Origin of the sequence: Streptomyces sp. NPDC051684, from assembly GCF_044453445.1 — a bacterium.
Classification (GTDB): domain Bacteria; phylum Actinomycetota; class Actinomycetes; order Streptomycetales; family Streptomycetaceae; genus Streptomyces.
On sequence record NZ_JBITCS010000060.1, the window covers coordinates 23,844 to 31,249 of the forward strand.

8 protein-coding genes are annotated in these 7,406 nt (G+C 71.1%); all 8 read left to right on the forward strand.

All coding sequences use genetic code 11. The annotated features are described in order from the left end of the window. The first annotated feature begins 71 nt into the window (after nucleotides 1–71). A complete protein-coding gene (locus tag ACIA8D_RS39460; RefSeq protein WP_399239915.1) occupies nucleotides 72–1,253 on the forward strand; it encodes a ParA family protein in 1,182 nt (393 codons plus the stop codon). After that, the gene (locus ACIA8D_RS39465; RefSeq protein WP_399239917.1) at nucleotides 1,238–1,816 is read left to right on the forward strand and encodes a hypothetical protein; all 579 of its coding nucleotides are present in this window, start codon (nucleotides 1,238–1,240) and stop codon (nucleotides 1,814–1,816) included. The genes ACIA8D_RS39460 and ACIA8D_RS39465 overlap by 16 nt, the downstream gene beginning before the upstream one ends. A gap of 27 nt (nucleotides 1,817–1,843) precedes the next feature. Further along, nucleotides 1,844–2,875 (forward strand): segregation and condensation protein A, encoded by a 1,032-nt coding sequence (locus ACIA8D_RS39470; protein WP_399239919.1) that lies wholly within the window; start codon nucleotides 1,844–1,846, stop codon nucleotides 2,873–2,875. Beyond that, nucleotides 2,872–3,504 carry an SMC-Scp complex subunit ScpB gene (scpB, locus tag ACIA8D_RS39475; RefSeq protein ID WP_399239921.1) on the forward strand — a complete coding sequence of 211 codons (633 nt, stop codon included), beginning with the start codon at nucleotides 2,872–2,874 and terminating at the stop codon, nucleotides 3,502–3,504. Before ACIA8D_RS39470 ends, scpB begins: the two co-directional genes overlap by 4 nt. 10 nt (nucleotides 3,505–3,514) lie before the next feature. After that, nucleotides 3,515–4,711 carry a pseudouridine synthase gene (locus tag ACIA8D_RS39480; RefSeq protein WP_399239923.1) on the forward strand — a complete coding sequence of 399 codons (1,197 nt, stop codon included), beginning with the start codon at nucleotides 3,515–3,517 and terminating at the stop codon, nucleotides 4,709–4,711. A gap of 80 nt (nucleotides 4,712–4,791) precedes the next feature. Then, nucleotides 4,792–5,538: an NUDIX hydrolase gene (locus ACIA8D_RS39485; protein WP_399239925.1), complete on the forward strand. Its 747-nt coding sequence runs from the start codon at nucleotides 4,792–4,794 to the stop codon at nucleotides 5,536–5,538. Then, nucleotides 5,535–6,542 carry an ADP-ribosylglycohydrolase family protein gene (locus ACIA8D_RS39490; protein ID WP_399239927.1) on the forward strand — a complete coding sequence of 336 codons (1,008 nt, stop codon included), beginning with the start codon at nucleotides 5,535–5,537 and terminating at the stop codon, nucleotides 6,540–6,542. Before ACIA8D_RS39485 ends, ACIA8D_RS39490 begins: the two co-directional genes overlap by 4 nt. A 40-nt stretch (nucleotides 6,543–6,582) precedes the next feature. Beyond that, nucleotides 6,583–7,406: DNA polymerase beta superfamily protein (locus ACIA8D_RS39495; protein ID WP_399239929.1), on the forward strand; the 824-nt coding region annotated here is incomplete at its 3' end.

A 7,406-nucleotide genomic window follows, 5' to 3' on the forward strand; every position in this document is an offset into this window, starting at 1 on the left:
ACCGTCGGCATGGTGCCACGCTGACCTATCGATAAATGTTCCTGGTCACATCCAAGGAGGTAAGACGACTTGTGAATGAGTCGACATTTACTCCCGGAGGTGGCCAGCCAGGCGGACAGGTTCCCGCGGGGCTTCAGGCTGTCGGCCCCGTCGCTGTGCGTACCTTCGCTGCCCAACAGAGCAGTTATCAGGGCATCCCCCAGCAGACGCCGACGCAGACAGCAGACCAGAGCATGGATGGCCATCACGTGAACGCCATGGCCGGCGACCGAAGTGGCGACACACAAAGCCACTTCGCCGACTACGACGAACTGTCCCCCGACGGACACTTCTACGACCCCGACGCCGAATACGAGCCGGATCCCGAGTACGCGGCCACGCTCGCCCCTGACGCTGCCCGCCAGCGCCGCGAGCGCGTCGGCCCCACCGGGCGTCCGCTGCCGTACTTCCCGATTCCAGGACCGCTGACCGATCACGGCCCGGCGAAGATCATCGCGATGTGCAACCAGAAGGGCGGCGTCGGCAAGACCACGTCGACCATCAACCTGGGTGCCGCGCTCGCCGAGTACGGACGCCGGGTCCTGCTCGTCGACTTCGACCCGCAGGGTGCCCTGTCGGTCGGCCTCGGCGTGAACCCGATGGAGCTCGACCTCACGGTCTACAACCTGCTCATGGAGCGGGGGATGGCCGCGGACGAGGTCCTGCTGAAGACCGCCGTCCCGAACATGGACCTGCTCCCCAGCAATATCGACTTGTCCGCTGCCGAGGTGCAGTTGGTCAGTGAGGTGGCGCGCGAGTCCACGCTGCAGCGGGCGCTCAAGCCGCTGATGGCCGACTACGACTACATCGTGATCGACTGTCAGCCCTCGCTCGGCCTGCTGACGGTGAACGCGCTGACGGCCGCTCACAAGGTCATCGTTCCGCTGGAGTGCGAGTTCTTCGCGCTGCGCGGTGTGGCCCTGCTGACCGAGACGATCGAGAAGGTCCAGGAGCGGCTCAACCCGGATCTGGAGCTCGACGGGATCCTCGCCACGATGTACGACTCGCGGACCGTGCACAGCCGTGAGGTGCTCGCGCGCGTCGTGGAGGCGTTCGACAACAACGTCTACCACACGGTGATCGGCAGAACCGTTCGCTTCCCGGAGACCACGGTCGCCGGTGAGCCGATCACCACGTACGCCTCGAACTCGGTCGGTGCCGCGGCCTATCGCCAGCTTGCCAGGGAGGTGCTCGCCCGGTGTCACGCCGAGTGAGTCTGCCGGGGGCCGACGAACTGTTCCGTACGACCGGGGGCATGGGGCTGCAGGCGTCGTCGCCGAGGCGCTCGGCGAACGGCGAGGCGCGGGTTCCCTCGCCTGCCGGGGAGAGCGACGAGGCGGCCGCCTCCGACGGTGAGGCGGAAGCGGCCCCGGCCTCCTCCGCCTCCGGTGAGCACTCCGCCGCCGAGGCCGAGTCGGACGCCGGGTCGCGCACTCGGGCCGCCGCGGCGGAGGGTGCGGAGAAGGCGGGACGCAGGGCCTCCGGCGGGGCGCAGGAAGGTTCCGGTGGGCGTGGGTCCTCCGCGGCGGCGCGGAAGCGGTCGCGGGCGGCGAACCGGCGGCCCAGCGGGCGTGAGAGGCACGACGAGAAAATCACCGTGTACGTCTCCGCCGAGGAGCTGATGGACCTCGAGCACGCGCGCCTGGTGCTGCGCGGTGAGCACGGGCTGGCCGTCGACCGGGGGCGCATCGTGCGGGAGGCGGTCGCCGTGGTGCTGGCCGACCTGGAGTCCCGGGGGGACGCGAGCATTCTTGTACGTCGGCTGCGGGGGCGCTAGCCGCTGGGCGGGTAGCGTCCTGGGTTGATGTCCGTTAACGAATCCTCTGGTACGCCGCTGCCGCCTCCGGCGGGGCGTCGGCGTGCGCTGGGGCGTGGTGCGCTTTCCGAACCGGAGTCGGCGCCCTCCGAACCTTCGGCCGGAACCGGGGGCCGCCTTGCCCACCCTGCTGCCCAAGGCGGCAGATTGCCCAAGGCCGCGGAACCGGAACCGGAGCAGGCCGAGGCCGAGGTCGATGACGGGAAGTTCAAGGTTCGGCTCGATAATTTCGAGGGGCCGTTCGATCTTCTGTTGCAGCTCATCTCCAAGCACAAGCTCGACGTCACCGAGGTCGCGCTGTCCAAGGTCACCGATGAGTTCATGGCCCACATCCGGGCCATGGGGGCCGACTGGGACCTCGACCAGACGACGGAGTTCCTCGTCGTCGCCGCGACGCTGCTCGATCTGAAGGCCGCCCGCCTGCTGCCCGCCGCCGAGGTGGAGGACGAGGCCGATCTGGCCCTCCTGGAGGCGCGCGACCTGCTGTTCGCGCGGCTGCTTCAGTACCGCGCGTACAAGCGGATCGCCGACATTTTCAGCGAGCGGATGGAGGACGAGGGCCGCCGGTACCCGCGGACCGTGGGTCTGGAGCCGCACCACGCCGAGCTGCTGCCCGACGTCGTCATCAACATCGGGGCCGAGGGATTCGCCCGGCTGGCCGTGAAGGCGATGCAGCCGAAGCCCAAGCCGCAGGTCTACGTCGAGCACATCCACGCGCCGCTGGTCAGCGTGCAGGAGCAGGCCCAGATCGTCGTCGCCCGGCTCAAGGAGGTCGGCGAGGCCGCGTTCCGGGAGCTGGTCGCCGACACCGACGACACGCTCACCGTCGTCGCCCGGTTCCTGGCGCTGCTCGAGCTGTACCGGGAGAAGGCCGTCGGGCTCGACCAGGAGACCCCGCTGGGGGAGCTGGTCGTGCGCTGGACCGGGGGCGAGGCGGACGCCGAGCCCGTGGTGACGGACGAGTTCGACAGGGCACCGGACCTGCCCGAGGCCCCCGAGCAGAAGGAGACTGCCACATGAGCGAGCCCGACCCCGGCAGCGTGGCGGAGCTCGACCTCAAGCCCGCCCTGGAAGCCGTGCTCATGGTGGTCGACGAGCCCGCCACCGAGGAGCACCTGGCCAAGATCCTGCAACGGCCCAGGAGGGCCGTGAGCGACTCGCTGCGGGAGCTGGCCGACGAGTACCGCTCCCAGGGCCGCGGCTTCGAGCTGAGGCTCGTGGCGGGCGGCTGGCGCTTCTACACCCGGCCCGAGTACGCGGCCGCCGTCGAGGGCTTCGTCCTGGACGGACAAGTGGCGAGGCTCACCCAGGCGGCTCTGGAGACCCTCGCCGTCGTCGCGTACCGGCAGCCGGTCAGCCGTTCCCGGGTCTCCGCGGTGCGCGGAGTGAACTGTGACGGGGTCATGAGGACCCTGTTGCAGCGGGGGCTGGTGGAGGAGGCGGGCGCGGAACCCGAAACAGGTGCGATCCTGTACAGGACGACGAACTACTTTCTGGAGCGGATGGGCCTGCGCGGCCTGGACGAGCTGCCGGAACTCGCGCCCTTCCTCCCCGAGGCGGACGCGATCGAGGGCGATACGCAGGAAGGGGTCCCGTCGTTCGACCCGGACGCACCCGATGCGCCGGGTGTCGAGGACGTACACGACTAACGGAAATCTGATGCGAAGCAGCAGCGGCAGGAACAGCAGCGGAAACAACGGCGGGAGCCGTGGTGGCAACAGCAGCGGCCGCGGCGGGAACAGCGGGGGCCGCGGCAACCAGCGCGGCGCCGGCAACAACCGCGACGACAGGCGCGGTGGCGGCGGCTACCGCGACGACAAGCGTGACGACAGGCGGGACGACAAGCGTGACGACAGGCCCGCGCGCCCGAAGCGGCCGCGTCCCGAGGAGCGGCTCTACGACGTAGGCCCGAACGCCACGAAGGACGGTTCGAAGTCGGGCCGGGGCGCCTCCGCGCGCGGCGGTGCCAAGGGCGGCCCCAAGCGCGGGCAGCAGTCGGGCGGTCCGGCGGGGCGGGGCCGTACGGCTCCGTCGCGTTCGCGCGAGTACGAGACGCGGACCGAGGAGCGCAACCGCGAGCGGTACGCGGGCAAGAAGGACGTCAAGCTCCCGAAGACGTTCCCCGGCGCCGAGCAGGAGGGCGAGCGGCTTCAGAAGGTGCTGGCCCGTGCCGGTTACGGCTCGCGGCGTGCCTGCGAGGAGCTGGTCGACGAGGCCCGTGTCGAGGTCAACGGCGAGATCGTCATGGAGCAGGGTCTCCGTGTCGACACGGAGAAGGACGAGATCAAGGTCGACGGCCTGACCGTGGCCACGCAGTCGTACCAGTTCTTCGCGCTGAACAAGCCGGTCGGTGTCGTCTCCACCATGGAGGACAACGAGGGGCGGCAGTGCCTCGGCGACTACACGAACAACCGTGAGACGCGCCTCTTCCACGTCGGACGGCTCGACACCGAGACCGAGGGCGTCATCCTGCTCACCAACCACGGTGAGCTGGCCCACCGCCTCACGCACCCCAAGTACGGCGTGAAGAAGGTCTACCTCGCGCACCTCGTGGGCCCGATCCCGCGTGACCTGGGCAAGCGGCTCAAGGACGGCATCGAGCTTGAGGACGGGTACGCGCGCGCGGACCACTTCCGCATCGTCGAGCAGACCGGCAAGAACTACCTGGTCGAGGTCACCCTGCACGAGGGCCGCAAGCACATCGTGCGGCGGATGCTGGCCGAGGCCGGCTTCCCGGTCGACAAGCTGGTGCGGGTCGCCTTCGGTCCGATCACGCTGGGCGACCAGAAGTCGGGCTGGCTGCGGCGCCTTTCGAACACCGAGGTCGGCATGCTGATGCAGGAGGTCGACCTGTAGGTCGCGCCTGCGCGGGTCTTGTGTGCGGCGACCCCCTCCTTTTAAGGTCTGTTGGACCAATAAAGGGAGGGGGTCCTCGCATGTCCGACAACGGCACGGTGGCGGGCTACGACAAGTACGCCTACGAGCCCTTCGCCGTCACCGTCGACCTGGCCGTGTTCACGCTCCGGTCGGGACGGCTGCACATCCTGCTCGTCGAGCGCGGTCACGAGCCCTACGCAGGGCGCTGGGCGCTGCCCGGCGGGTTCCTGGAGCCGCACGAGTCCGCGGAGGGCGCGGCGCGCCGTGAGCTCGCCGAGGAGACCGGGCTCGCCGACGTCGCAGGGCTGCATCTGGAACAGCTGCGTACGTACAGCGAACCGGGGCGCGATCCCCGGATGCGGGTGGTGTCCGTCGCGTTCGCCGCGCTCGTGCCCGACGCGCCGCAGGCCCACGGGGGCGGGGACGCGGCGCGGGCCGCCTGGCTGCCGTACGGGACCCAGGGCCCGCTCGCCTTCGACCACGACCGGATCCTCGCCGACGCCCACGAGCGCATCGGCGGGAAGCTGGAGTACACCTGCCTGGCCACCGGGTTCTGCCCGCCCGAGTTCACGCTCGGCGAGCTGCGGCAGGTCTACGAGGTGGTCTGGGGCACCGACCTCGACCCGGCGAACTTCCGCCGCAAGGTGCTCGCGACGCCCGGCTTCGTCGAGCAGATCCCCGGCGCGTCCCGGCTGACCGGCGGGCGCGGCAAGCCCGCGGCGCTCTACCGGGCCGGCGACGCCACGTCCCTGCACCCACCGCTGCTGCGCCCCGCGCACGAGCCCTCGGAGAGGTCCCGCCGATGACGAAGAGTTCCGCCACCGGGTCGCTGCTCGGCCTCGCCCTCGGGGACGCGCTCGGCTTTCCGACCGAGTTCAACGACGTACCGGCGATCCTCGCCAAGTGCGGGCCCTGGCGGGAGATGGAGCTGCCGGGCCACCCCGTCGCGTACATCACCGACGACACGCAGATGGCTCTCGCCGTGGCGCGGGCGCTGCACAGGAGCGGCCCTCTCACGCCCGAACGGTTCGAGCCGGCGCTGCGCGAGGAGTTCGTCGACTGGTACGAGTCGCCCGACAACAACCGCTCGCCCGGCAACACCTGCCTGCGCGCGTGCAGCCTCCTGAAGACCGAGAGCCGGGCCTGGCAGGAGGCCAGCCAGATCCACTCCAAGGGCTGCGGCGCCAATATGCGCGTCACGCCCCTCGGGCTCGTCCCCGGCCTGACCGACGAACAGCGCGCGGGCGCCGCCCAGTTGCAGGCAGGGCTCACCCACGGCCACCCGACGGGCCTCGCCGCCGCCGACCTCACCGCGCACGCCGTCCGCCTCCTCGCCGCGGGCGCGGAGCCGACGGGCCTGGTCGGCCTGCTCCGCTCCTACGCCTACGAGAACCGCGAGACCTACCACGAGGCCTGGCTCGGCGACCTGTGGCGGCGCGGCGAGGAACCGACGCCGCAGCGGTTCATCGCACGCGGCTGGGACGAGTGCCTCGGCGTCCTCGACCGACTGCGGGAGGCGCTGCGCGAGCCGTCCCCCGAGACCGACCCGTGCCTCCCCACGGGCGCCGGCTGGATCGCGGAGGAGGCCCTGGCCACGGCCCTGCTGTGCTTCCTGCTCTTCGTCGACGCCCCCGTCCTGGCGCTGCGCCGCGCCGCCTGCACCTCCGGCGACTCGGACTCGATCGCGGCCCTCGCCGGGGCCTTCGCGGGCGCCCACCTCGGCGCCGACGCGTGGCCGAAGGAGTGGACCGGACGCATCGAGCACCGGGAGGAGCTGCTGGTGTTCGGGGCGGAGTGGGACGCGGCGTAATTCGGTGGGCCGGGGCGGCCCGGTCGGCGAGCATGTCGACATGACGCTCACCGACGCCGGACTGCCCGCCACCATGGACCTGACCTCCGTGGTGGCCGCCGAGCCCGACCCGCTGCTCTTCGCGACCGTGTCGGGCGCCCATCTCTACGGGTTTCCGTCCCGGGACTCCGACGTCGACCTGCGCGGCGCGCACCTGCTGCCGCCCGAGGCGCTCGTCGGGCTGCGGGAGCCGGAGGAGACGCGGTCGCGGATGTGGTGGGCGGACGGGGTCGAGATGGACCTCGTCACGCACGACCTGCGGAAGTTCGTCCGCCTGATGCTGCGGCGCAACGGGTACGTCCTGGAGCAGCTGCTGTCGCCGCTCGTCGTCCACACCACGGACGCGCACCGAGAACTCGTGGCGCTCGCGCCGGGCGTCGTCACGCGCCATCACGCCCACCACTACCGGGGGTTCGCGGGCACGCAGTGGCGGCTCTTCGACCGGTCGCGGGAGCTGAAGCCGCTGCTCTACACGTTCCGCGCGCTGCTCACCGGCGTCCATCTGATGCGCAGCGGCGAGGTGTTGGCCCATCTGCCCACGCTGCTCGGTGAGGTGGCCGCACCGGCCTACCTCCCCGAGCTGATCGAGGCGAAGGCCGCCGCCGAGCACGCGGCCGCGGACGTCGCGTACGAGCGGGTGGCCGCCGATGTGCAGGCGCTGCATGCCGAGCTCGACGCGGCGCAGGCCGCCTCCGCGCTGCCCGAGCAGCCGTCCGCGCACGACGCGCTGCACGACCTAGGGCCTGTCGTTTGGATCAGGCCGGGCTCGCGGGGCCTGGCACGCACGCTCGCGGCGTTGTCGTCGGTCGACGACGCTCCGCGTCG

Excerpts from the sequence above, each read along its gene's own strand:
- ACIA8D_RS39470 (WP_399239919.1), top strand. The coding sequence starts at position 1,844 with ATGTCCGTTAACGAATCCTCTGGTACGCCGCTGCCGCCTCCGGCGGGG.
- scpB (WP_399239921.1), top strand. The coding sequence starts at position 2,872 with ATGAGCGAGCCCGACCCCGGCAGCGTGGCGGAGCTCGACCTCAAGCCC.
- ACIA8D_RS39480 (WP_399239923.1), top strand. The coding sequence starts at position 3,515 with ATGCGAAGCAGCAGCGGCAGGAACAGCAGCGGAAACAACGGCGGGAGC.
- ACIA8D_RS39485 (WP_399239925.1), top strand. The coding sequence starts at position 4,792 with ATGTCCGACAACGGCACGGTGGCGGGCTACGACAAGTACGCCTACGAG.
- ACIA8D_RS39490 (WP_399239927.1), top strand. The coding sequence starts at position 5,535 with ATGACGAAGAGTTCCGCCACCGGGTCGCTGCTCGGCCTCGCCCTCGGG.